The 22,843-nt window shown below is 68.4% G+C and carries 20 protein-coding genes; 8 read left to right on the forward strand and 12 right to left on the reverse strand.

Features of this window, described 5'->3' with window-relative positions; genetic code table 11:
* Nucleotide 1: 1 nt before the first annotated feature.
* From GQ674_RS01940 to GQ674_RS01975, 8 genes are all read right to left on the reverse strand, one after another.
* Nucleotides 2-988, reverse strand: coding sequence for a glycosyltransferase (locus GQ674_RS01940; protein WP_201290207.1), 987 nt, complete (start codon nt 986-988; stop codon nt 2-4).
* The gene (locus GQ674_RS01945; RefSeq protein ID WP_236546169.1) at nt 985-2,877 is read right to left on the reverse strand and encodes a hypothetical protein; all 1,893 of its coding nucleotides are present in this window, start codon (nt 2,875-2,877) and stop codon (nt 985-987) included. Before GQ674_RS01945 ends, GQ674_RS01940 begins: the two co-directional genes overlap by 4 nt.
* A gap of 151 nt (nt 2,878-3,028) precedes the next feature.
* Nucleotides 3,029-3,856, reverse strand: a complete 828-nt coding sequence (locus GQ674_RS01950) for a methyltransferase domain-containing protein (protein ID WP_141059168.1) — start codon at nt 3,854-3,856, stop codon at nt 3,029-3,031.
* Between the two features lie 39 nt (nt 3,857-3,895).
* Complete coding sequence (gene dusB, locus GQ674_RS01955; RefSeq protein ID WP_159495784.1) at nt 3,896-4,915, reverse strand: tRNA dihydrouridine synthase DusB; 1,020 nt, start codon at nt 4,913-4,915, stop codon at nt 3,896-3,898.
* Nucleotides 4,916-5,087: 172 nt separating this feature from the next.
* Complete coding sequence (locus GQ674_RS01960) at nt 5,088-5,834, reverse strand: SagB/ThcOx family dehydrogenase (protein ID WP_159495785.1); 747 nt, start codon at nt 5,832-5,834, stop codon at nt 5,088-5,090.
* A gap of 13 nt (nt 5,835-5,847) precedes the next feature.
* On the reverse strand, nt 5,848-7,167 hold the full coding sequence (locus tag GQ674_RS01965; protein ID WP_159495786.1) for a YcaO-like family protein: 1,320 nt from the start codon (nt 7,165-7,167) through the stop codon (nt 5,848-5,850).
* 13 nt (nt 7,168-7,180) lie between these two features.
* Nucleotides 7,181-7,750 carry a hypothetical protein gene (locus GQ674_RS01970; RefSeq protein WP_159495787.1) on the reverse strand — a complete coding sequence of 190 codons (570 nt, stop codon included), beginning with the start codon at nt 7,748-7,750 and terminating at the stop codon, nt 7,181-7,183.
* Between the two features lie 48 nt (nt 7,751-7,798).
* Complete coding sequence (locus GQ674_RS01975; RefSeq protein WP_159495788.1) at nt 7,799-8,716, reverse strand: hypothetical protein; 918 nt, start codon at nt 8,714-8,716, stop codon at nt 7,799-7,801.
* A 19-nt stretch (nt 8,717-8,735) separates the two neighbouring features.
* Between GQ674_RS01975 and GQ674_RS01980 the strand changes: the two genes are divergently transcribed.
* On the forward strand, nt 8,736-9,377 hold the full coding sequence (locus GQ674_RS01980) for a phosphatase PAP2 family protein (RefSeq protein ID WP_159495789.1): 642 nt from the start codon (nt 8,736-8,738) through the stop codon (nt 9,375-9,377).
* A gap of 314 nt (nt 9,378-9,691) precedes the next feature.
* Here GQ674_RS01980 and GQ674_RS01985 read toward each other — a convergent pair whose 3' ends face one another.
* Both GQ674_RS01985 and GQ674_RS01990 read right to left on the reverse strand, forming a co-directional pair.
* A complete protein-coding gene (locus GQ674_RS01985) occupies nt 9,692-10,657 on the reverse strand; it encodes a ribokinase (RefSeq protein ID WP_159495790.1) in 966 nt (321 codons plus the stop codon).
* Between the two features lie 26 nt (nt 10,658-10,683).
* Nucleotides 10,684-11,982: a nucleoside transporter C-terminal domain-containing protein gene (locus GQ674_RS01990; protein ID WP_159495791.1), complete on the reverse strand. Its 1,299-nt coding sequence runs from the start codon at nt 11,980-11,982 to the stop codon at nt 10,684-10,686.
* A gap of 194 nt (nt 11,983-12,176) precedes the next feature.
* Here GQ674_RS01990 and GQ674_RS01995 point away from each other — a divergent pair, with 194 nt between their 5' ends.
* The 5 genes from GQ674_RS01995 to GQ674_RS02015 all read left to right on the forward strand — a co-directional run bounded on the left by GQ674_RS01995 (nt 12,177) and on the right by GQ674_RS02015 (nt 17,679).
* Nucleotides 12,177-13,145 (forward strand): aldo/keto reductase, encoded by a 969-nt coding sequence (locus GQ674_RS01995; RefSeq protein WP_159495792.1) that lies wholly within the window; start codon nt 12,177-12,179, stop codon nt 13,143-13,145.
* 297 nt (nt 13,146-13,442) lie between these two features.
* The gene (locus tag GQ674_RS02000) at nt 13,443-13,640 is read left to right on the forward strand and encodes a hemin uptake protein HemP (protein ID WP_019182448.1); all 198 of its coding nucleotides are present in this window, start codon (nt 13,443-13,445) and stop codon (nt 13,638-13,640) included.
* 268 nt (nt 13,641-13,908) lie between these two features.
* Entirely contained in the window at nt 13,909-16,092 is a 2,184-nt protein-coding gene (locus GQ674_RS02005; protein ID WP_328803881.1) for a TonB-dependent hemoglobin/transferrin/lactoferrin family receptor, read from the forward strand.
* Nucleotides 16,093-16,097: 5 nt separating this feature from the next.
* Nucleotides 16,098-16,694: a Hemin transport protein gene (locus GQ674_RS02010; RefSeq protein WP_159495793.1), complete on the forward strand. Its 597-nt coding sequence runs from the start codon at nt 16,098-16,100 to the stop codon at nt 16,692-16,694.
* Between the two features lie 43 nt (nt 16,695-16,737).
* Entirely contained in the window at nt 16,738-17,679 is a 942-nt protein-coding gene (locus tag GQ674_RS02015; RefSeq protein ID WP_159495794.1) for a DUF6607 family protein, read from the forward strand.
* Between the two features lie 358 nt (nt 17,680-18,037).
* On the opposite strand, the gene GQ674_RS02020 is transcribed toward GQ674_RS02015, so the two are convergent.
* Entirely contained in the window at nt 18,038-20,524 is a 2,487-nt protein-coding gene (locus GQ674_RS02020; RefSeq protein WP_159495795.1) for an FtsX-like permease family protein, read from the reverse strand.
* Entirely contained in the window at nt 20,521-21,123 is a 603-nt protein-coding gene (locus GQ674_RS02025; RefSeq protein WP_159495796.1) for an ATP-binding cassette domain-containing protein, read from the reverse strand. The genes GQ674_RS02020 and GQ674_RS02025 overlap by 4 nt, the downstream gene beginning before the upstream one ends.
* A 120-nt stretch (nt 21,124-21,243) precedes the next feature.
* Here GQ674_RS02025 and GQ674_RS02030 point away from each other — a divergent pair, with 120 nt between their 5' ends.
* Both GQ674_RS02030 and GQ674_RS02035 read left to right on the forward strand, forming a co-directional pair.
* Complete coding sequence (locus GQ674_RS02030; RefSeq protein WP_236546170.1) at nt 21,244-21,894, forward strand: arylesterase; 651 nt, start codon at nt 21,244-21,246, stop codon at nt 21,892-21,894.
* An 89-nt stretch (nt 21,895-21,983) separates the two neighbouring features.
* Nucleotides 21,984-22,697 carry a response regulator transcription factor gene (locus GQ674_RS02035; RefSeq protein ID WP_019182442.1) on the forward strand — a complete coding sequence of 238 codons (714 nt, stop codon included), beginning with the start codon at nt 21,984-21,986 and terminating at the stop codon, nt 22,695-22,697.
* The last annotated feature ends 146 nt before the right edge of the window (nt 22,698-22,843 follow it).

The raw sequence follows: 22,843 nt of genomic DNA on the forward strand, positions 1-22,843 counted from the left end.
GTTAGCGCGGTCGGGCCAACGGCGGCGCTGCCCGGTTGACCTGGATGGAGCGGTGCAGAACCTGGCGCGGTACATTGGCAATGTCGAAACCGGTGAAGGCCAACAGGAACTGCAGCCCGGAAATCAGGGCCACCATGACGATCATGATGGTGCCTACCGGGGTGGTGACATCGGCGGATGCCGAGGCGATCCAGTGGTACAGGCCGAAGAGGCTGCCGAACGCGAGCAGGCCCAGGCCGGCAATCAGCTCCAGTGACGCGATGGACAGGTCACGCAGGAAGTAGTTGTAGCCGATGCGCTTGAGCGTATTGCGCACATGCTTGAAGGCAAATTCCCCGAGGATGCGGCTGACGCGCAGGTTGCTGGTCTCATCGGCGTAGCGCGCGTCCATGGCGACGTCCTGGACGACGGCGCGGATGGTGTTGAGCCGGAACAGCATGTCGGTTTCGAAGAAGTAGCGATCGCTGACCGCATCCAGGCGCAGATGGCTGGCGACGCGGGCATGGATGGCGGTATAGCCGTTGGTGGGGTCGAACACCTGCCAGTAGCCGGACGAGGCCTTGGTCATGAACGACAGCATCAGGTTGCCCACCCGCCGCAGCAGGGGCATGCGCCGGATATGGCTGAGGTTCCAGAAACGGTTGCCCTTGGTGTAGTCGGCGGTGCCGTCGGCAATGGGTGCCACGAAGTCCATCAGCAGCGCCGGATCCATCTGACCGTCGCCGTCGACCTTGACCAAAATGTCCATTCCGTCGGCGATGGCGGCCCGGTAGCCGGTCTTGATCGCGCCGCCGACACCGCGGTTGTGCGGATGGAACAGCACGGTGACGCGCGGGTCGGTGCTGCTGGCTTGGATCAACGCGCCACTGCCATCGGGGCACGCATCGTCCACGCAGTAGATGGCGGCCACGGCGTCGTCGATTGCCGCCAGCACGTCCATGACATGGCGGGTGACCTTGTAGCAGGGGATGACGACAGCGATCTTCACGGCGCATCCCCGACGGGCAATGGCGCCGGCGCGCAGTCGGCCGGCACCTTCCGGCTGCAGGGTTCGGCCAGCATTGCCGCGGCGGGCACTTCCACCAGATCGGCGTACATCGACCGTGGCTCGACCACATCACTGACCATCACATGGTGGTAGCGGTTGAACGTGGTGTTGAACGCCTCTTCGGACATCGACGGGAAGCGCTGGCGGAAGTAGGCCAGCTGCGGGAAGTACAGGGTGTGGTTGACCGCCGGGATGCCGATGCCGGAGAACATGGCCCCGTAACGCCCTTCCACGACCAGCGAACCGTCCGGTGCCAGCTGCCCCCCGCGTGCCTGCATGGACTCGAGCACCGCATCGCGGTCCATGGCGAAGATCGGCTGTGCCGACTGCACCGGGTTGAACAGGCCGTTGATCAGCACGTTGCACAGCATGGCGACCGCCAGCACCAGCGCCGCCGGGTGCGCGGCCAGCCGCGGCCGCCGGGCGGCCAGGGCCAGCACGCCCACACACAGCAGCGGCCAGGCATCGGCGGTGGTGTGCAGCCGGCTGAAGCTGCCTTCCCCGAACGCAAGCTTGGCCAGGCTGCCGACCACCAGCAGTGCGGCCAGCAGCAGCAGGCGGCCGCGGCTCAGGCGCGTGCCGCCCTGCACCAGCACAACCGCGCAGCCGATGTTCAAGAGCAGGCCGAACGCCAGCACGGCGCGGCTGGGCGGCACCATGGACAGGCCGGTCAGCTTGCCCACGGCCAGCGGCACCGGCAGGAAGACCCAGCAGGCGATGAGCAGCGTGCCACCTACCAGCACCGCCAGCGACAGGCGGTTGGCGCGGACCCAGTGCATCACCTTGGTCCAGTCGGCCAGCACCGCGGTGAACAGCGGCAACAGGCTGCCGAGCACGGCGATTTCGCACGCGTTGGAATAGTTGAAGGCCGGCAGCGGATAGAAGCCGCGGGTCATCAGGTTGGGGAAGAAGTGGGCCATCAGCGTGATCCAGCTGACGCCACCGCCCGCGCTTTCGCGGTGCCCGGGGTAGACGGTGTTGCGGATCACCTCGATCGCGTCGTGGAAGTAGCCGACGAACACCGCAAGGGCCAGTGCACCGGCCAGCGCGGCATCGAACAGGCGTGGCAGGGTCAGTGCATCGCGGCGGAACGCCAGCACCAGTACGGCCATGGTCAGCAGGGCAGAAATGATGAAGGGCGGGTAGGCGATGGCCAGCAGCCACACCACCAGCGCGTAGGCGCTGGCCAGGATACGCGGCCAGCGGTTGTCGATGCGCAGCCAGGCCACGGCCGCCCACGGTGCCAGCGCGAAGGCGCCGGCATTGCTGGTCCACCAGACCTGCACATAGGGCGAGAAATACAGCGTGAGCGCGATCAGCACCGCGGCCAGGGGCGGCAGCCGCAGCTGGCGCAGGAACAGGGCCCAGCCGCACAGGAAGGCCATCGACATGAACATGAAGAAGAAGGAATAGGCGTTGGCCGGTGGCAGCACGAAGAATGCCCAGTGGTAGGGTTTGAACGGCAGTCCCCAGTCCAGCAGCGGCAACGCCTGGAACGAGCGCAGGGTCTCGTGGTACGGCGAAAACGCGTTGGTCGGACCGAAGTCGTTGGCCACGGCGATCTGCACGTAAGGCGTGTAGACCATCCATTCGTCCATGCGGATGCCGCGCGCCCTGCCCAGCAGCGGCTCGATCGGTGCCAGCCCCAGGTACTCGCTGGCCATCGCGTAGGACGAGGGCGTCAGGGCAAAGACCACATAGAGCACGCACAGCGCCGCGATGACCGCCATGCAGACACGCGCCTGGCGCGGATCGAGCCCGCTCAACAGGCCGGTGTCATGGGCGGGCTGTGGCAGCCGGACATGTCCGGCCAACGCGCGTTTTTTCATGTGGCTTCCCTTCGGGCGCAGAACTCGGTGCACCGCGACTGCAGTAGCAGCACGGTGAGGATCTGGCGCGCGCCTTCCTGGGCACCAACCTGAGGCTGATTCTAACCGGTTGGCTCAAACAGATAGCAGAAGGGAGTCACGTAGCGGTGGGTCAGTAAACGGTGGCGCGTGCCTGCACGAACGAGAAAAAGAACACGGCGTTGGGGTCGTTCTGGACCAGGCTGAATTCCCGGCGCATGCCGTCCACGGTGTCGCGATCGACCAGCCCGGCCTCCAGCAGCGGGTCGGCCGCCGACAGCAGCAGCTGTTCCCAGAACGCGATCATGGTCTTGCGCCGGGCCGGCTCGCGGTTGTCCAGGTGGATGGTCTTGATCTCGGTGTGCACGTCGCGGAAGCCACCGGCCAGCAGCAGGTTGCCGAGCTTGGCGCCCACGAACGGGTCGCCGCCGTGGTCGTACTGGAAATCATTGAAGGCCATCCAGTAGCGCCAGATGTGCGGCGAGTACGGGTCGAGCAGGAACGAGGCGTTCATCACTTCGGTGATGTACACCGGCGAGCCCGGGGCGAGCACGCGGCGCACCTCGCTGAGCACGCGCGCCGGTGACGGCACGTGTTCAAGCACCCAGCACAGGAACGCCGAATCGAACTGGCGCGCGCCGAACGGCAGGTCGCCGGCATCGGCCTGCTGCAGGGTGTAGCGCTCGCTGCACCAGGGCGTCTTTTCCAGGTTGGCGCGCGCGGTGTCCAGCTGCGCCTGGCTCAGGTCCACCCCGGTGACGTGCAGGTCGGGAAAACGGCGCAGCAGGATCTCGGTCTGCGCGCCGACGCCGCTGCCTACTTCCAGCAGGCGCTGGGCATTGCTGTAGTCGATGCCGCTGAAGATGCTCGATTCGAACAGACGGGCCTGGGTGACCAGGCGGTGCTGCTCGGTATCGGAGAAACCGTGCAGGTAGGTGGGGGCGGTGATCGGCGGGGTCATGGGAGCGGGGTCACATAGCGTCGAGCGTGGCTCGGCGGATCAGGGGGCAATGGCGCAGCGCGCCTCGGCGCTGGCCTCGGCATGCGGCAGGCCGGCGGCAAGCGCATTGAAATAGTCGGTGGTCAGCGCGATCTGGCTGGCGGCGTCGTCGGCGCGGTTGACCACCGCGCGGAAGGCGGCGTTCTCCGGCCGGTCCTTGGCGTACCAGCCCAAGTGCTTGCGCGCGATGCGCACACCCTGCGCTTCGCCGTAGAAGTCGTGCAGCGCGTGCAGGTGGCCCAGCAGTATGTCGCGCACCTCGTCCAGCGAGGGCGGGGCGAGCAGTTCACCGGTGGCCAGGTAATGCGCCACTTCACGGAAGATCCAGGGCCGACCCTGCGCGGCCCGGCCGATCATCACCGCGTCCACGCCGGTCACGGCCAGCACGTGGGCCGCCTTCTGCGGCGAATCGATATCGCCATTGGCCAGCACCGGAATGCGCAGCGCGGCCTTGATCGCGGCGATGGTCTCGTACTCGGCCTGGCCGGTGTAGTGCTGGTCGCGGGTGCGGCCATGCACTGCCAGCGCGGCAATGCCGCTGTCCTCGGCGATATGGGCGATGCGTGGGCCGTTGCGGTGGTCGCAGTCCCAGCCCGTGCGGATCTTCAGCGTCACCGGCACGTCCACCGCCTGCACCACGGCAGTAAGGATGCGTGCCACCAGATCCTCGTCGCGCATCAGCGCCGAACCGGCCCACGCGTTGCAGACCTTCTTGGCCGGGCAGCCCATGTTGATGTCGATGATCTGCGCGCCGTGGTCCACGTTGTAGCGCGCGGCCTCGGCCAGCTGCTGCGGCTCCGTGCCGGCGATCTGCACGCTGATCGGATCCGGCTCGCCGGCATGGTCCATGCGATGGAGCGACTTGCGGGTGGTCCAGAAGCGCGGATCGGAGATGGTCATCTCCGAGGCGGCCAAGCCCGCGCCCAGCCGTTTGCACAGCAGGCGGAAGGGTTTGTCGGTGACACCGGCCATCGGTGCCAGCACCACGTTGGGCTGGATGTTGTAGGGGCCAATCTGCATGCGCGCATTGTAGAACGCCCCGGCCGTGCCGGCCGCGCGCGGGGGCTGCCTGTTCAGGCCGATCGGGAAGGGCCTGATGCGCTCCGGTCATGAGCACATGCTTGACGATTGCTTCCGTCGCCCCCAATGGCGGCTGATGCTGGTCAGTTGGCTGGTGCGGCGCCGGCGGTGGTCAGGGCGCCGGACCACACGCGTAGGCCAACACGGCCAGATGCCGCTGCGGGTCGAGCCCGAGCAGGGCCAGTACGGCGGCATCGTCGAAGGAGCCGATCGCGCAGCCGGCGGCGTTCATCCCGGCCACTTGCTGCCCGAGTGCGCCCAGCCAGACCCCGGCCTCGATCAATACGAAGCGGCCACCGCGCTCGCCGTACTTGGCCAGCGTGCCGGCCGGCTCGGCGATCAGGAACAGCACGGCCGCCGGGCGTTCGGGCCAATCCACGCCGAGCAGCCCGGACAGCGCCGGCCATGCGGGGCAGGGCCCCACAGGCACCAGCGCATGCCCGATCGGGTCGTACCAATGGATGCCCGGCTCTGCGGCAATCGTATCGTCGGCGCCGTACAGCGCGGCATAGGCCTGGATCGGATACTTGGCCCCACCGGACGGCAGGCGCCGGGTGTCACTGTCGCCGGGTCGGGCCCGCAGCGGGGCGAGCACGCGGCCCAGCTCCTGCGCGCCCCAGCGGGCCACACCGAAGCGGCGGCCACTGTGGCGTTGCGCCAGCGCATCGCCGGGCTGCACCGGGTCGGGCAGGGCGATGCCGGCGGCGGCATGCACCGGTCGGGGCGGCGGGGCGATGCGCGCGGCATCGTCGGCGATGCGCGCGCGCATCATCTCCGCACGTGCGGGGTTGAGTTCGCCGTTGTGCCAGAACAGGTGGAAGGCGGGGGCATCGTGCCAGGGAGACGGTGGTGAGGGCATGGGGTGGCCTGCTTCAGCCCAAGGGATGCGGGAAGGGGTTGGGCGCTTCGCCGCCGTGCGGCACGCCGGGATAGCGCCACGCCACGTCGCGGCAACGCCCCCCCAGGAACGGTGCACGCTCGTCGGCATGCAGGCCGCTGAGCTGCGGCGACAGCACCCGCATCACCCGCACGCCGGCTGCGGCTACGTCAGTGGTGGTCAACTCGCGGTAGTACAACGCGATCCCGGCCTGGCCGAGACGTCGCCGCAGCAGATCCAGCTCGTCACCGGCGCGCAGCGCCGGCGGGCGCAACGCAGCCACCGTCGGCGACACCTGCAACGGGCTGTCATGCGTGCGCTTCAGCAGGGGCACGCTCGCCCACAGGTCCGGACGCAGGGTATAGAACGCGGCATGTTCGTCGAAGCTGCGCAGCGCGGCAGGCTCGCGCGGCAGCCGCGCGCTGTCATGTCGACACAGATGGGCGGCGAAGGTCAGCGCCTGCTGCCACTCCAGCAGCGCTTTGTGCAGCGCTTCGGCCGGGTCGGCGCGGCAGGCGATGCCCAGGACATGGCGGGGGCGGCCTTCAAACGGCATGCCACCGGCCACGGCGATCACCGGGTGCGGGTTCCAATGCTGGGTCAGGTCGAAGGCCTGCAGCTGGCCCCCGTGCTTGCTGGCATGCGCGTGCCAGGACGCCGGCAGGGCGATGCGGCGGCCCGCCACGCCATTGATCCACGTCACCGCCAGTGCGTCGCGTTCCAGCAGCTCCTGGGCAGCACGCAGCAGCGCCAGCCACTGGCCATCGCGGCCATCCCGCCAGGCGGCCAGCCCGCTGGAGGTCGACGGCAGCCGTGCCTGCCCGTGCCGAGGGCCTAGCCCGACCAGCTCCTGCGGGACCCACGTCACCTGGTTGTCGTCCAGGGAATACACGGCCGCGAACAGATCCTCGTCGTGCTCGGGCATCGGCCACGGGAAGCCCGGGGTTGCGCGCTGACCTGCCGAAAACAAGGCGAACGCCGACTCGTCCAGGCGTTGCGACGGCGTCAACGTATCCCGGCGGCGTACCGCCAGCGTGACCTGTGCCGCGGCCAGCCGCTCCAGCGCCTCGGCAACGGCTCCATCGGCGGCGGCAGCGGCATCCAGGCCGACGGCGCCGGACACGCTCTGCCAGGGATTGGCCGGGTCGGCCGGGGTGGCGGCGTTGTGCACCCGGCGTCCCCCGAACAGCGGGCCGGTGGCATCGCAGGCATGGGCGTCGATCGGCTGCGCCGGACGTACCACCCCGCAGCGCGCACGGGCCGCGCCGTGCAGCAGGTGCGAGGACAGCGTGGGCGGGAGGGGCGCGGCCGCCATCACGCGGCGCGGTTCACTTCAGCACACCCAGCCAGAGCATCATCTCCGCGGCGGCAGCGACGAACGTGCCCAGCAGCAGGCCGATGCCGACGCCGATGCCGCTGCCGAGCGAACGCCCTGACCGCTCGTAGACGGTGGCGTAGATGCCAACGATCACCGCAACGGCGACAAACAGGCCGAATATCACGTTGGCAGCGCCCATGACGCCGCCGGCGATCACGGCCAACGGCACCGCGAACGCACCCAGCAGCTTGCGTTTGGTTCGGCTCATCGGAACCGGGGCAGGCGGCATGGCGTGGCCAGCGTCCGGGGCGACGACCGGTTCCGGCGGCGGCGCATCCGGCCAGAGCGTCGGCTGGTCCGGAAGGCCGGTATTGCTGGCGCCGGTATCATCGCTGGCCGGGGTGTCGCGGCCGGTCGTTGCGATGGGTCCCAGCGAGCCGAGTACCACCGCCGACAGCGCCGAGGCGCCGATCAGGGTGACGATGCAGGAACTGCATGTGGTCGATGTCGAACCGCCACCGGCGGCGGCAAGGTCCTGGCGCGACGCGCTTGCATCGAACTGGTTGGGCAGACGGTACATACGGTCACTCCGTTGACGAATGAGGAAACGCCCGACACGTGCGTACGATCATACCGGTCGCCCGGTGCGCCACGGTAACGACAGGGGTTCGGCCGGCCAGGTCGCACCGCCCTGGCAGGCGGGGCACCACGGCAGTCGCAGCACCCGGTCGCGCTCGCCGTGCAGGCGATGCAGGTCGAGCCAGACACTGCGTTCGAGATAGCCCAGCAAGAGGGCTGGCTGATCCAGCAATGGCGCGACCAGCGCCGCGATGCGCGCCGGCTGCGCTGCGACCGCCGGCATCGTCGGCACGACCGCTTCGCCCCAGCGGCGCAGCACCCGGTTGCCCAGGCAATACACGCAGGCGGTCTGGCCGGGCACTACATAGGGCCCAAGCGCCAGTGTGTGGTGATAGCTGATGTCCACCAGCAGATGCGGTTGTGCCGGCATCTGCGCGCGGTAGCGGTCCAAGGCCTGTTCCCAGCCGAGGCCATGCCGGACCAGCACCCGCAGGTCGGCCTCGGCGTGGGCATCGACGCGCTGCAGATCCGCGCTGGCATGCTGGTCGAAGGCCTCGGCCAAGCCGGGCAGGGGCGTACCGAGCCAATCGAGCGCATAGCGCCTTGCCTTGCGCGCGGCATGCAACGGCACCAGCACGCCCAGGCGCATCAACTGGCGGGTCGCCGGGCCGCACTCGGCGTCGTCCTGCACGGACGCCAAGGTGTCGTTCTCCCAGTGCGCGAGGATGCGTTCGACGACGCTTGGCGTATCGGCCTCATCCACCACGTACACCTCATCGGCGCCACCGGAGACCAGCAGCAGCCGGCGCTGCGCATGGGTCTGCGAAAACAGGGCCCAGGCCGGATTGCGCGTCCAGCGCGGTGCGTCGACGTGCGCGCCTGCCTGTTCCTGACTGCCTGCTGCTGCCACTGCGTACAGTCCCTGTATTGGCCAAAGCACAAGAATAGCGGCAAACAGGCGTTCCACGTTCTGCTACGGTGCGCGCATGTCCCTACCGCCCGTTGCCACCACTTCGGTTCCCCAGCCGCCCTGGCGCGAGGCGATGCTGTGGATGCTGCTGCTCGGCGCAATGTTCATCCATGGCTACAGCTGGACCAACCACTGGGCCGCCAGCCAGGCGCATACCTACAGCCTGCACGGGCCTTGGGATGATGCGATCCCGTTCTGGGCGTGGACGATCTGGCCCTACCTGGCGCTGAATCTGCTGTACCCGCTGACGTTCTTCATTTTCCCGACCCGTTCGGCCCTGCGCCGCCATGCGCTGGCCATCGCCCTGGTGCAGGCGGCCTGCATGCTCGCCTTCGTGTGCTGGCCGACCGGCAACGTGCGTGCCATGCCGCAGCCGGATGGCGCGAGCGGGCTGTTGTTCGCACAGCTGCGGGCCTTCGAGGCGCCGTTCAACATGGCGCCGTCGCTGCATGCCGCGGTGCTGCTACTGGTGTGGCAGGCGTGGCGGCGCTGGTTGCAGGCCGACGCGGCGCCCCTGCGTTGGCTGTGGCACGGCGCCTGTGGCCTGATCCTGGTCTCGACCGTGACCACCTGGCAGCACGATCTGCTGGACGTGCTTGCCGGACTGGTGCTTGGGGCGCTGGCGCTGTGGATCACGCGGGCCCCAGTTTTGCGGTAGGCATCGTGCATTCACCGCTCCACGATGAGTACCTGTCGCCTCTCGCGTATGGCCGGTGCAGGCGCCGTTTGGTTCGGCGGGCGTCTCCGATCGGGCCGGTCGCGAGCGTGAGGGCCCCGTAGCCGCCGGTAGGCCCCTGGTGCAAATGTCCCCCGGCCGCAGGGCGGCCTCCTCCTTTATTTTGCCCAGGAGCCTACCGGCGGCTACGGGGCCCAGCGACCGACCCACCAACAACCGCGCCTGCAAAGGGTCAACGCAGGCTTAAAAAAAAGGCCAGCGCGAACGCTGGCCTTGGTACACGTCAACGGTGACGCTTACTTGGTTTCGGCATCACCCGGGGTGAAGTGCGGCATCGCCACGGCGGCGCCTTCCTTCTCGGTGGAGCGGCCGGCGAACTGGTTGGCAAACCGCACGTGGCGGATGAAGGCCGCGTCCGGGTCCTGCGCGATCGAGGCACACAGGGCGCCGTTGAACGCATCGCCGGCACCGGTGGTGTCCAGTACCTGCACCTGCTCGGCGCCCACCCGATAGTACGGCTGGGTATCGCCGCGCGGATTGTCTTCGGCGTGGGACACGAACACGCCCACCGAGCCCAGCGTCACCACCACGGTGCCGGTGCCGGTGAGCTTGCGGCACAGCGCATGCAGGCTGGCACCGTCGAGCGCGGCCACGTCGTTGGCATCCACACGCTCGCCCACATGGCGGCCGAGCAGGGCGGCGAACTCGGTCTCGTTGGGGGTTAGCACGTCGGCCAGCTTGAGCAGGCCGATGCTGGACGGTGCGTCGGCCGGGGCCGCGTTGAGCACGGTGGTGACACCGGCCTCACGGGCCAGCGCCAGCGCCGCTTCAATGGTTTCCACCGGCGATTCCAGCTGGGCCAGTACCACCTTCGCGTCGCCCAGCAGATCGCGCTGGGCCTGCACGAAGCCCACGCTCAGCGCGGCATTGGCGCCCGGGCCGATCACGATGGTGTTGCGGCCGCGGGCGTCCACATAGATGCCACCGGTGCCGGTGGGCTCGGTGCTGGCCTCGGCGGTCAGCGCGAACCCGTCCTGGGCGGCCAGGCCGCGTGCCATCGCACCGCCGGCATCGTCGCCCAGCGCGCACAGGAAGGTGGTGGCGGCGCCAGCACGGCACGCGGCCACGGCCTGATTGAAGCCCTTGCCGCCGGGACCGGTGCTGTAGCGCCCGGCGATGGTTGCGCCCGGGGCCGGGAGCGACTCGCAACGCCAGACATGATCCACGTTGAAGGAACCGACGACGACGACTTTGCTACTCATAAAGACTGTTTCTCAAAGAACGGATATCAACTGAAATGCGTCAGCACGCCGGCAATGGTCGCCGTCATGAAGGTGGCGATGGTGCCGCCCAGCACCGCACGCAGGCCGAACTTGGCCAGGTCGTGGCGGCGTTCCGGGGCCAGCCCACCAATACCACCGATCTGGATGGCGATCGAGCTGAAGTTGGCAAAACCGCACAGCGCGTAAGTCGCGATCAGGCGACCTTCGTCGGACAGGCTCATGCCCGGCACCTGGCCGTTCACGATCTTGGACAACTCGGTGTAGGCGACGAACTCGTTGATCACCACCTTCTGGCCGATCAGCGACCCGACCGTGGTGGCATCCACCCACGGCGTACCGATTACCCAGGCAATCGGGGCCAGCAGGTAGCCGAAGATGGTCGACAGGTCGGTCGGCTTGCCGATCGCGGCCGCCAGGCCGGTATATTCGCCAAACCAGGTCAGCGGCGCGTTGAGCAGGGCGATCAGGGCGATGAAGGCCAGCAGCATGGCGCCGATGTTCAGCGCCAGCTTCAGGCCATCGCCCGCGCCGGCCGCGGCCGCATCGATGATGTTGCTGGAGGTCTTCTCCACTTCCATCTTGACCGTGCCGCGGGTCAGCGGGGTACCGGTTTCCGGAATCAGGAGCTTGGCCACCACCAGCGTTGCCGGGGCCGCCATGATGCTTGCTGCCAGCAGGTGCTTGGCATAGAAGGCCTGCTGCACCGGATCACCGCCGCCCAGCATGCCCACGTAGGCGGCCAGCACGCCGCCGGCGATGTGGGCCATGCCGCCGATCATCATGGTCAGCAACTCGGACTGGGTCATCCTGGCGATGTACGGGCGCACCGTCAGCGGGGCTTCGGTCTGGCCAATGAACACGCTGGCGCAGACGCTGGTGGTTTCCGCACCGGACACGCGCATCACCTTGGTGATCGACCACGCCATCACCCGCACGATCGCCTGCATGATGTTGAGGTGGTACATCACCCCCATCAGCGCCGAGAAGAAGATGATGGTCGGCAGCACCTGGAAGGCGAAGATGAACCCGTAGTTGGAGGTGTCCATCAGGGAGCCGAAGATGAAGCTGGAGCCTTCGTTGACGAAGCTCAGCACCTTCACGAACCCTTGGCCCAGCGCATCGAACACGTCCCGACCGCCCGGCACCAGAATCACCAGCGCCGCAAAGGCGATCTGCAGGGTGATGCCGGTGGCGACCAGCTTCCAGTCCACCGCACGCTTGTTGTTGGAAAACAGCCAGGTGATGCCGATCAGCACCGCCAACCCGAACAGGCCGAAGCCGATCCTGCCCAAACCTTCGACCATGAGACTTCCCTTTGGGGGTGCCGCGAAAAACGGGAAGCCTATAGCGGCGGCAGGGGCGGGGCAAGGAAAAGCGGCGTCCGCGGGTCGATCGGCCGTGATCGGGCAAGCATCGGCAAGGGGTTGCGGGCGGCGGGCGGCTACACTGGCCGGCACCGTTCCGGCCCGGTTGCGGGCCTGCAGCAGAGGACAATCCCATGCAATACCGACGTCTTGGATCCACCGGCCTGAAGGTGTCGGCCCTGTCCTTCGGGGCCTGGGTCACCTTTGGCGACCAGATCGGCCGCGACGAGGCCCGCAACCTGGTCGCCAGCGCCTGGGATCACGGGGTCACCTTCTTCGACAATGCCGAGGGCTATGCGCGCGGGCGCGCCGAGCAGGTGATGGGCGATGTGATCGCCGACCTGCGCCTGCCGCGCGATGGCTTCTGCGTGTCCAGCAAGGTGTTCTTCGGCGCCGTGGACGACCCGCGCCCGACCCAGCACGGGCTGTCGCGCAAGCACGTGACCGACGCCTGCCATGCCGCGCTCAAGCGGCTGCGGGTGGACTACCTGGACCTGTATTACTGCCACCGCCCGGACCCGGACACCCCCATTGCCGAGACCGTGCTGGCCATGGACACCCTGATCCGCCAGGGCAAGGTGCTGTACTGGGGCACCTCGGAGTGGTCGGCGGCCCAGCTGCAGGAGGCCGTGGCCGTGGCGCGCGCGCAGCACCTGCACCTGCCGTCGATGGAGCAGCCGCAGTACAACCTGCTGCACCGCGAGCGGGTGGAACAGGAGTACGCCCCGCTGTACGCCGACCCGGGCCTGGGCACCACGATCTGGTCGCCACTGGCCTCGGGCCTGCTGACCGGCAAGTACAACGATGGCGTGGACACGCAGTCGCGGCTGGGCCAGGAACAACTGGGCTGGCTCAAGGACATGGTGCTGGACCCGGCCGGCAACCGGCTCGACAAGGTCCGCCGCTACACCGCGCTGGCCGCCGGTCTTGGCCTGTCCCCGGCGCAGCTGGCCATCGCCTGGTGCCTGCGCAACCCGAACGTGTCCAGCGTGATCCTCGGCGCGAGCCGGGTCAGCCAGCTGGAAGAGAACCTGGGCGCGCTGGACCTGCTGGCGCAGGTGGATGAGGCCACCTGGCAGCAGGTGGAGGCGATCTTCGCCTGATGCGCATCCCGGCGCAGCAAGCGTAGAGCCGGGCTCTACCCGGCTGAAACCAGCCCCCGTAGAGCCGGGCTCTGCCCGGCTGATCGACGCCGATCAACGCGATAAACCCGGACATCCCGGTGGCCCAGCCGAGCAACACTCGGCTCTACCGGGCGGCTGATTTACGCCAGTCGATTGATTGCGTCAATCGTAAATAGAAAATCAATCATCAATGCCATCAATCAAAGTGAGAATGGTTGTTGATTGTCAACTGAGAATCATTATCATTTGACTAGTCCCTCGCACGAGTCCAGACGAATGAACACTCAAGCTGCTGTACTGCTGCGCCCCGAAACGCTGACCCTCCGCGACCGTCCGGTGCGCGTGGTCCCGCCCGAAGAAGTGATCGACAGCGAAGCCCTGCTCAAGGGTCGCCGCGAAATCCTGATCCAGCACGGCGACCGCTTCTACCGCCTGCGCCATACCAGCAACGACAAGCTGATCCTGACCAAATAGAGCCGGGTAGAGCCGACCGTTGGTCGGCTGTTTACCGCCAGGCAGCCCGGCTGCACCGCTACCCGTCCACGCACGACCCATCGGGTCCGCCCCTCCCCCGGACCCGGCGGGCCGGTCGTGCACTACCGCTCTCTCCCCCTCGATTCTTCGTCAGCGGCTTGGGTCGCTGGCGTCGGTCGGGGGTCTCCTTCCGCGTCCCGCCCATCATCAGCCTCCCATGAAGAACCGTCCGACTGCCCTGAGCGCCGCCTTGTGGCTGGCCTTGCCGATGGCCGCCCATGCGGCGGCTGATGCCGCCCCCGACGCGCACCAGTTCGATCCCGTGCAGGTCACCGCCACGCGCACCGCACGCGCGCTGAGCGACGTGCCTGCCACCGTCGATGTGATCGACCGCGAGCAGCTGGACAACCACCTGGTGCGTGACCTCAAGGACCTGGTGCGCTACGAGCCGGGCCTGTCGGTGACCAGCAGCCCGGCGCGGTTCGGCCTGGGCGGCATCCGCATCCGGGGCCTGGACGGCAACCGCGTGCTGATCCAGACCGACGGCATCGCCATGCCCAAGGCCTTCGCGATCGGCAGCTTCTCCGACGCCAACCGCAACTTCACCGACCTGGAAACGCTCAAGCGCGTGGAAATCGTGCGCGGGCCCGCCAGCGCGCTGTACGGCTCGGACGCGCTTGGCGGCGTGGTCGCCTTCGTCACCAAGGACCCGACCGACTATCTCAAGGACGGCAGGAACAGCTACGTCGGCCTGAAGTTCGGGTACGACGGGCAGTGGGACGGTCTGCTGGGCAGCGTCACCACCGCCTTCGGCGGCGACCGCTGGAGCGGCATGGTCAACGTCAACCACCGCCAGGGCCAGGAAACCCGGAGCATGGGCGACCGGCGCAGCAACGACAGCACCCGCACTGCGGCCAATCCGCAGGACCGCGACGGTCGCAGCGTGCTGGGCAAGCTGGTGTTTGCGCCCAGCCAAGACCAGCGCTTCAAGCTGACCGTGGAAGGCAACGAAGACAGCGTGGATACCAACGTGCTGTCGTCGGTGGCGCCGCCCGCGCCTGTGGTCGCCGCCGCGACCACCACCGCGATGAAGGCCCGCGACCACCAGACCCGCGCCCGCGTGTCGTTCGGCCACGAGATGGACGACGTGGGCCAGGGCTTTGCCGATGACCTGTCCTGGCAGGTGTACCGGCAGGACAGCGAAACCACCCAGCGCACCTATGAAAACCGCGGCAGCGGTGACAATGCCAGCCGGCGCGAGCGCGAGTTCAACTTCGACCAGCGCGTGTATGGCCTGCAGGCGGTGTTCCACAAGGCCCTGCAGACCGGGTCGGTCGACCACGCGCTCACCTACGGCCTGGAAGGTACCTGGACGGACACCCATCAGAAGCGCGACGGGTTCCAGGTCAACGCCAGGGGCCAGGTCAACACCACGATCCTGCCCGACACCTTCCCGGTGCGCGACTTCCCGATCAGCAAGACCACCGAGCTGGGTCTGTACGTGCAGGATGAAATGCGCTTCGCCGACGGCCGCCTGTCGCTGGTGCCCGGCGTGCGCGTGGACCATTACGAACTGCGCCCGGAAACCGATGGCATCTTCGCCACCGACAACCCGGGCGTGGCCGTGTCCGACCTCACCAAGACCAGCGTGTCGCCGAAGCTGGGCCTGGTCTGGCGCTTCGCCGAGCAATGGTCGCTGTTTGCCGGGTACGCGCATGGCTTCCGCTCGCCGCCGTTCAATGACGTCAACTTGGGCTTCACCAACGTGCAGTTCGGCTACACGGCCATTCCCAACCCGGACCTCAAGCCGGAAACCAGCGATGGCCTGGAACTGGGCGTGCGCTTCATCGGCGCGGCCACGTATGCCAGCGTCAGCGGCTACTACAACCGCTACAAGGACTTCATCGAGTCGCAGGGCTTTGTCGGGTTCAACAACCAGGGCCTGCAGGTGTTCCAGTCGCGCAACGTGGCCGATGCGGACATCTACGGCGCCGAGCTGAAGGCCGGGGTCGAGTTCGGCAAGCTCAGCAGCGCGCTGGAGGGATGGTCGTTGAACGGTTCGGTGGCGTGGGCACACGGCCAGAACAAGACCGAAGACGTGCCGTTGTCGACCATCGATCCGCTGCGCGGCACCGTCGGCCTGGCCTTCGACCGCGACCGCTGGGGCGTGGAACTGGTGGGCACCTTCGCCCGGCGCAAGGACCGCCTGCCGCCGGCGGCCGCGGCCAACACCACGCCCTTCGCCCCGGCCGGCTACGGCGTGCTGGACCTGATGGCGCACTGGGACTTCGCGCCAGGCGCGAAGATCAACGTCGGGGTGTTCAACCTCGGCGACCGCCGCTACATCGACTATTCCGGGATCACCTCGTCGCTGGTCTCCACCAGCAGCGTGGCTGATCGTTTCACCAACCCTGGCCGCACCGTGTCGGCCAGCCTAGCCGTGAGCTGGTAGCCGCCATGAGCCGAGCCCTGTCTGCCGTACGTTCCTTCGCCGGTGCCCGCAGTACGGCACCGTTGCCATCGCCCGCGCAGCTGGTGGCGTTGGGCACCGTGCTGTGCCTGTACCGGCCCGACAGCAGCGAGCTGGGCGGCTGGAAACATGCGGTGTCGGCCCATGCCTGCCAGGGCATGGACAGCGAGGGCATCCGCGAAAGCCTGTGTTTTGCCGACGCACGCGGACGCTGCTGCTGGCGCCTGTACCTGCTGCCCGACAGCGACTTCCTGGCCTGGGACCGGCTGGTGACGGCCTTCCCGGCACGCCCGGAGCCGGTCAACGATGGCGGCGTGGCCGAGCGCCTGTGGCGCCGGCTGGCCACGCGCCTGGGCGGTGAACCGTGGCGGATGTGCGCGCTGCGCCTGCATGCCAACGACGGCCAGGGGCTGTCGGCCAGCCTGGCCTCGTTGTCGGCCCTGGGGGCGACAGCAGCGCGACGGATTGCACGGGTGGAAGGCGCCGACGGTGAACTGTGGGTCGACGACTGCTGCTGCGCCACGGCGGCGCGCCAGGCGCTGGCCCCCCTTGACCGCAGTGCGCCGCCGCTGGTGCGGCTGTAACCAACACGATGCGATGCAAGCCAACCTTGAAGGAACTCCTTGGATGAAACACCAGATAGCCAGTGCGTGCCTGCTGCTTGCCGGCAGCGGTATGGTCCACGCCCAGCCCTCGAACCTGCAGCGCGACCACGACAGCATCGTGGCGATGAAGGGTGAATACGTGGTCGACTTCGCCTTCGACGAGACGGTGCTGCTGAAGCCGGGTTACGAGCGCGCGCCGGCCGTGCGCAGCGGCGGCAACGAGGTGGTAATCGTGGTGGAGGACAGCCCGACGCGGGTGGTCCTGCAGCACCTGCTGGTGGATCCCAAGAGCGGCCATGTGACCAAGCACTGGCGGCAGGATTGGGTGTACGAAGCACCGCACCGGTTCGAGTTCAGTGCGGACCAGACCTGGCAAGTGCGCACCATTCCGGCCGCGGTCAATGCCGGTGCCTGGACCCAGTGCGTGTACGAAGTGAGCGATGCGCCGCGCTACTGCGGCACGGGCACCTGGGCCTACGACAACGGGGTGGCGACGTGGACCAGCGACCTGAGCTGGCGCCCGCTGCCGCGTCGTGAATACACCCGGCGCAGCGACTACAACGCGCTGGCGGTGGTCAACCGGCACACGCTGACGCCGAGCGGATGGACGCACGAGCAGTTCAACACCAAGATCCTGCGCAACGCCGACGGCAGCCAGCAGGAGATCGCGCGCGAGTTCGGCTTCAACGACTACACCAAAACCACCGAGGTCGACTTCAAACCGGCCTACGACTACTGGACCGCCACCGCCGGGTTCTGGGCCAAGGTGCGCCAGCGCTGGGACGGGTTCCTGGGGCAGGCCCCGGGCGTACACCTGAAGACGAAGCTGGACGGCATGGCGATGATCATCCCGCTGTTCACCCAGGCCCAGGACCTGCAGGACGGCAAGAAAGTGAAGGACGCGCAGATCGACGCGGTGTTCAAGCAATGGGTGGAAAAGGCACCGGCCGAGGCCGCCCGCTGAGCCCCCATGCCCTTTCCGGCGACTGTCCTCCGGCGTCGGCCTGCGGCCGCCACCTCCTCCTTTATTTCGCCTCCAAGGGCATGGGGGCCCTCACGCTCGCGACCGGTCCGATCGGAGACGCCAGCCGCGGCGCCTGCACACTCGGCGACCCGCGTCCCGTTGTGCTCACTCCGCGATGGCCATTGCACCAAGACGCTTCCCTCAGATGGGAGAAGAACCAAAAAAGAAGCGCCCGATGGGCGCTTTTTTTTCTGGAGTGCTGTCGGCCAACCCCGGTAGAGCCACGCCATGCGTGACGGCGCCTCAACGTCAACCGACCCACGGACGGTCGCGACGCGGCCTGAGCGCCGCGCCGGCCTCACACCTCGCGCAGCGCCAGCGCGGGCGGGGTGTGCAGGATCCGCCGCGTGCCCCACCAGCCGGCCAGCATGCTCAGGGCCACCCCGATCGCACCGCCGGCCAGCAGCGGTCCCCACGGCGGGCTCAGGGTCAGTTCGAACACCTGGCGCGCCACCACGCTGCCCAGCAGCGCGGCCGCACCCACTGCCAGCAGTGCCGACAACAGCCCCAGCGCGCCGAACTCCACCAGCACCGCCCCACGCAGCTGCGTGCGCGTGGCCCCCAGCGTGCGCAACACCGCGCTGTCGTAACGGCGCTCGCCGGCCGTGGCCTGCAGCGCGGCCAGCAGCACCAGCAGCCCGGCCAGCAGGCTGAAGCCCATCACCAGCTGCACCGCCTGGGTCACCCGGTCCACCACCTCGCGCACCCGTTGCAGGATGCCGTCGATGTCCAGCAGCGAGATGTTCGGGTAGTCGCGGGTCAGCGCGGCCAGCTGCGTGGCCTGCGCACGCGGCAGGTGGAAGGCGGTGATCAGGTTGTAGGGCGCATCGCCCACTGCGCCTTCGTTGAGCAGCAGGAAGAAGTTGACCCGGAACGAATCCCAGTCGGCCTTGCGGATGCTGGTCACGGTGAAGCTGCGTTGCTGCTCGCCCATCTGCAGGGTCACCGTGTCGCCCAGCTTCATCCCGTAGCGCTCGGCCCAGCCCTGTTCGATGGAGGCCTCCGCCGCCGTGCTGCCCACGGCCCAATAGCGACCACTCAACAGCGTGTTGGCCGGCGGGAAATCATGCCGCCAGGAGAAGTTGACCGGGCGGTTGGCATCGTCGTCGTCGTTGCTGTTGTCCTGCCGTTCCTGCCGCTGCGGCGGCCGGTCGTTGACCGCCAGCAGGCGCCCGGTACTGAACGGTTCGATCCCCGGCGCGGCCACGCCCAGCCCCTGCAGGGTGCTCAGCACGGCGCCGCGCTGCTCGGGCTGGATGTTCATCAGGAAGTAGTTGGGCGTGTCCACCGGCAGGCGGTCGCGCCACTGCGCCAGCAGCCCCGGCCCGATCACCGACAGCAGCAACAGCGCGCACAGCGACAGTGACAGCCCCACCAGCTGCAGCACCGCCAGACCCCGGCGGCGGGTGAGGGCAGCCAGGCCCAGCTTCCAGCGACCGCGCAGGCGCGGCTGCAGGCCACGCACCAACCACAGCAGAAACGCGCCCAGCGCGCCGGCCAGGGCCGCCAGTGCCGCCAGGCCGCCGAGTACCCAGGCCGCCAGTTTCACATCGCCGGTGGCCTGTACGGTCAGCGCCACCGTGGCGGCCAGCGCGGCCAGGTAGACCAGCAGCGAGCTCGGCGGCAGGGCGGCAAAGCTGCGGTTGAGCACGCGCATCGGCGGCACCCGGCGCAGCCGCAGCAGCGGTGGCAGGCCGAAGCCGAGCAGCAGCACCAGGCCGATGCCCGCGCCACTCAGCGCCGGGGTGGCCTGCGGCAGCGGCAAGCGGTTGGGGATCAACCCGCCCAGCGCCTGCACCAGCCCGGCCTGCGCGGCCATGCCCAGGCCGATCCCGACCAGGCATGCCGGCACCGCCAGCATCACCAGCTGCAGCGCCATGGCGCTGAGGATGTCGCGCTGGCGGGCGCCCAGGCAGCGCAGGATGGCCACCTGGTCGATCCGGCGCAGTGCAAAGCGGTTGGCCGCCAGCGCGGTAGCCACGCCGGCCAGCAGCACCGCCAGCAGCGCGGCCAGTGACAGGAAGCGGCCGGCCAGGTCGAACGCCCCGCGCACGCCGCGCTGGGTGTCGGCGATGCCGACGATGCGGTAGCCCTTGGCCTGTGGTGCCAGCCACGCGCGGAAATCGGCAATCGCCTCCGGCGCGCCGGCGAACATCATCCGGTACGAGGCGCGGCTGCCGGGGCCGAGCAGGCCGGCCGCGTCGACGTCGGCGCGGTTGACCAGCAACGGCGGGGAGAGCTGCATCAGCTCGCCGGAGGTATCCGGTTCGGCCTGCAGCACGCGGGTGACGGTGAGGCTGCCCGCGCCGAACTCCAGCGCGTCGCCCACCTTCAGGCCCAGCGCCTGCATCAACCGCGGATCGGCGTAGGCCTGCCCGGCGGGCGGCGCGCCGGCCGGTTCGGACGTGCTGCCCTGCAGGCCGCGGCTGACCAGCAGCTGCCCGCGCAGCGGATAGCCTTCGCTGACCGCCTTGATGTTGGCCATCTGGCTGGCCTCGCCATGGAACAGCACGGTGGGGAAGCTGACCATGCGGGTGCTGGCCAACCCGCGTTCGCGCGCGGCATCGGCGAAGGCCTGGGGGATGTCGTCGCGGGCGTTCAGGCCCAGGTCGCCGCCCAGCATTTCCGCCGCGCTGCCGGTCAGCGCGAGCGTGACCCGGTTGACCAGCGTACCCACTGCGGTCATCACCGCCACGCCGAGCACCAGCGCAGCGAAGACGGTGAGCAGGTCTCCGGCAAGGAATTCGCGGCGCAGGGCGCGCGCGGCATGTTTGACCACGTTCATGCGGATACGCCGGCCGCGTTGTCCACCAGGCGCCCGCCATCGAGCCGGTAGATGCGCTGGCAGCGCTGGGCCAGGCGCAGGTCATGGGTGACCAGCACCAGGGTGGTGTCGCTGGTGGCATTGAGGGCGAACAGCAGGTCGCTGATCTGCTGGCCGGTGGCCTGGTCCAGGCTGCCGGTGGGCTCATCGGCAAAAAGGATGCGCGGCCTGGCCACGAATGCCCGGGCCAGCGCCACGCGCTGCTGCTCGCCGCCGGACAGCTGGCGCGGATAGTGGCGGGCGCGATGGGTCAGGCCCACCTGCGCCAGGACCTCGCGCACCCGCGCAGGATCTTCGCGCCCGGCCAGCTCCAGCGGCAGTGCGATGTTTTCTTCGGCGGTCAGCGCCGGCAGCAGGTGGAAGCTCTGGAACACAAAGCCCACTTCGCGGGCGCGCAACTGCGCGCGGTCTTCCTCGTCCAGGGCATTGAGGTCCGACCCGGCCAGCGTGACCCGCCCGCGGCTGGGCAGGTCCAGCCCAGCCAGCAGGCCGAGCAGGGTGGTCTTGCCGGAACCTGAAGCGCCGACGATGGCGATGCTCTCGCCTTCATGGACGGTCATGCCAATGTTGTCCAGTATGTGGACTTCACCCTCCGGGCCACGCGCGGATTTGCCCACGTCGTGGGCGGCGATGGCGACGGACGCGCTGCGGGGGGACAGGCTGTCGATGAGGATTCTCCAATGTACCGAGCGATGTGGAAGGGCCGCACGGCCCTGATGGTCTGGATGCTGGCAGCATTGCTGCTGGCGCCGTTGCTGGCGTGTGCCAAAGGTGCCGCCCCCGCCAACGCGGTGCTGGTGGTCGGTGACAGCCTCAGTGCTGCCCACAATATCCCGGCCGAATCCGGCTGGGTGAACCTGCTTCAGCAGCGGGTCAAACAACAGGTGAAGCCGGCCCCGGCGATCATCAACGCCAGCATCAGCGGCGAGACCACCGCCGGCGCGCTCACCCGTCTGCCGGGCCTGCTGACCAAGCACCGCCCGGCGGTGGTGGTGATCGAGCTCGGTGGCAATGACGCGCTGCGCGGGCTGACCCCGGTACAGCTGCGCGGCAACCTGGAAAAGATGATCGTAGCCAGCCAGACCGCCGGCGCGAAGGTGCTGCTGCTGGGCATCGACGTGCCGCCCAACTACGGCCCGGCCTACCGCCAGCGGCTCAAGGACGTGTACGCCGGGCTGGCCAGCCAGTACAAGGTGCCGCTGCTGCCGTTCCTGCTGGACGGGGTGGCGCTGCAGCCCGGGTTGATGCAGGCCGACGGCCTGCACCCCACCGCGAAGGCCCAGCCCCGGGTGCTGGACAACGTCTGGCCGCACCTCAAACCCCTGCTGTGACAAGGCGTCATTCCCTGGCGTGAGCGGCTTCACGCCACCTCCACCGCCGATGCGGCATGTTTCACAAAGCTGAAGAAAGAGGGAATCCCATGCGTCAGACAAAGGAGACCTCCGGCCTGGTGCTGGTGGTCGAGGACAACCGCAATATTTCCGAGATGATCGGTGAGTATCTGGAAGGCCGCGGGTTCGAAGTCGACTATGCCCAGGACGGGCTGGACGGCTATCGCCTTGCAGCGGAGAACAGTTATGACGTGGTGGTGCTGGACCTGATGCTGCCGCGCCTGGACGGTATTGAAGTCTGCCGCCGGCTGCGCAACGACGCCCGCAAGTCGACCCCGGTGCTGATGCTGACCGCGCGCGACACGCTGGACGACAAGCTGACCGGGTTGGGCTTCGGCGCCGACGATTACCTGACCAAGCCGTTCGCGATCCAGGAACTGGAAGCGCGCCTGCGTGCCCTGATCCGTCGCGAACGTCGCCAGGTGGGCTCGGAAGTGCTCAAGGTGGCCGACCTGGTGCTGGACCCGGTGAGCATGCGGGCCACCCGTGCCGGCACCGAGCTGCAGCTGTCGCCGATCGGCCTGCGCCTGTTGACGATCCTCATGCGCGAATCGCCGCGTGTGGTGACCCGCCAGGAAATCGAGCGCGAGATCTGGGGCAATGGCCTGCCGGACTCGGACACCCTGCGCAGCCATCTGTACAACCTGCGCAAGATCATCGACAAGCCGTTCGACCGTCCGTTGCTGCATACCGTGCAGAGCGCCGGTTACCGCATCGCCGACATCGCCCAGCCGATGAGCTGATGCCCATCGCAGTGGCTGGCGCATGACCGCAGGGGCCGTGACCGGCCCCCTATCGAGACAACGACCCGCGCGTTTGCGGGTCGCTGTCGTTTCTTGCACGACGGAATCACGACGCGCTTCCCTATAATCGCGTCGAACCGCCCTGG

The sequence above is a fragment of the Stenotrophomonas sp. 364 genome, assembly GCF_009832905.1.
Classification (GTDB): Bacteria; Pseudomonadota; Gammaproteobacteria; order Xanthomonadales; family Xanthomonadaceae; genus Stenotrophomonas; species Stenotrophomonas maltophilia_AP.